Source organism: Paracoccus sigandri (assembly GCF_003709565.1).
In the GTDB taxonomy this organism is placed as follows: domain Bacteria; phylum Pseudomonadota; class Alphaproteobacteria; order Rhodobacterales; family Rhodobacteraceae; genus Paracoccus; species Paracoccus siganidrum.
Genome location: NZ_QNRC01000092.1, coordinates 1 through 1,988 on the forward strand (window position 1 = coordinate 1; position 1,988 = coordinate 1,988).

The 1,988-nt window shown below is 62.7% G+C and carries 2 pseudogenes; both read right to left on the minus strand.

The annotated features are described in order from the left end of the window. Positions 1 to 89 precede the first annotated feature (89 nt). A pseudogene (gene istB / locus C9E82_RS23805) lies at positions 90 to 882 on the minus strand (IS21-like element helper ATPase IstB). Then, positions 879 to 1,988 (minus strand): annotated as a pseudogene (locus C9E82_RS23810) (Mu transposase domain-containing protein); the annotation flags it as partial. The pseudogenes C9E82_RS23810 and istB, both read right to left, overlap by 4 nt.

Consider the following 1,988-nt stretch of genomic DNA (forward strand, 5'->3'; position numbering starts at 1 on the left):
TGCCAGTTAGCGGCACAAGCACGGAACGTCGGGAGGGCGTAGCCCGACCAGAGTTCCGTGCTTGTGCCGTTGGTATTTTTTGAAAGGGGTCAGCCGGCCTTTCGGGCGCGGCTTTGGGCGAGACGATAGCTCTGGCCATTCATTTCGAGAATGCTGACGTGGTGGGTCAGCCTGTCGAGAAGCGCGCCGGTGAGGCGTTCGGAGCCGAATGTCTCGGTCCATTCGTCAAAAGGCAGATTGCTGGTGATCAGGGTCGATCCGCGCTCGTAGCGTTGCGAGATCAGCTCGAACAGGAGCTCGGCGCCGGTTTTCGACAAGGGCACGAAGCCGAGTTCGTCGATGATGAGAAGCTTGTATCCGGCCATCTGCTTCTGAAGGCGGAGCAAACGGCGCTCATCACGGGCTTCCATCATCTCACTGACCAGGGCTGCGGCGGTGGTGAAGCCGACGGACAGACCCTTCTGGCAGGCGGCCAGCCCGATGCCGAGGGCAACATGGGTTTTTCCAGTGCCCGATGGCCCGAGGGCGATGACGTTTTCACGCCTGCCGATCCATTCGCAGCGTGCCAGTTCCAGCACCTGCGTTCGCCTGTTCTCTCGAACCGCTGGCGTTCACAGGCTCACTGTTGAGCTTGGGAATGGCGGCGAAGTCGAAGCTGTCCAGGCTTTTGACCGCTGGGAATTTGGCAGCCTTGATGCGCCGCTCGACCATCCGCCTTTCCCGGTCGATGAGTTCCAGTTCGACCAGCCGGGCCAGATAGCGGACATGGTCCACGCCTTCCGCCGCACATTGCTGGGCCAGCTTCTGATGCTCGCGCAGGAACGTGGGCAGCTTGAGTGCCTTGAGATGATGGGCGAGCAGGATTTCCGGAGCGTCGCTCATGCCATATCTCCCGCCAGCAGCCGCATGTAGGAACGCGCCTCGGTCTTGTCGACCGTTGCCGTGGGCAGATAGGGATAGCAGTCCAGGTCCAGCCTGGGCGGTCGGCGTTCCACCCGGCACAACAGGAGATGCTTCACAGCGTCGAAGCCGATTGCACCCATGTGGAGCGCCTGCTTCACGGCGACCTGGAGATCGGCCGGATCGAAGGTTTCCAGCAGCCGCAAAACCTGGACGTATTCGCGGCGGCCATGCCGGTTCATGCGGGCCTCCATCAGCCGGCGCAGTGTCGCGAACTCTTCGGGAAGGTCCCAGCCCTGAAGCGGCGCTGCCTGCTCAAGCGCGCTCGCCAGCGGGCTCGAACCGGTGGCGCCTTCGCTGGCTCGCTCTTCTGTTCCAGCAGCGGCAGGTAATGGATCGGGTCGAAGACGATCTCGTCACGATCCCAGCACCGGGGATGGCGGGCGATCACTTCCCCACGGCAACCGATGACCACCGTGTCGACATAGGCCCGGATCCAGACATCCTGATGTCCGAAGGCGACCGGCACCGAGTAGTCATTGGTCTTGTAGCGCACCAGGGATTGGGACGAGACCCGCCCATTGTCCTGATCACAGGCCTCGAAAGGCGCGGCCGGGAACGGGCGCATCGCTGCCACATCGTGTTGCAACCGCGCGCCGATGGTATCGCTTTCGCCGCGCAGAACATCGAGCTGGCGACGCTCGCATTGCTCCTCCAGCCAGAGGTTGAATGCCTCCCAGGTTGCAAACTCGGGCATCGGCACCATGAAGTTGCGGCGGCAATAGCCGACCAACCCCTCGACCTTCCCCTTGTCATTACCCTTGCCCGGGCGGCCATGGCGATCCCGGATCAGGTAATGCGACAGGAAGCCGCTGAACAGCTCCGCCCGTTTGCGGGTGCCGTCCGGCAGGATCCTTGCCACCAGGCACCGGTCATTGTCATAGACGATCGACTGCGGAACCGCGCCGAAGAAGGTGAAGGCATGGATATGGCCGTCGACCCAGGCTTCGGCCACCGCCGCCGGGCAGGCCCTGACATGAGCCGGGCATCGCTATGCGGCAGGTCCAGAACGAAGAAATGAGCTTTCT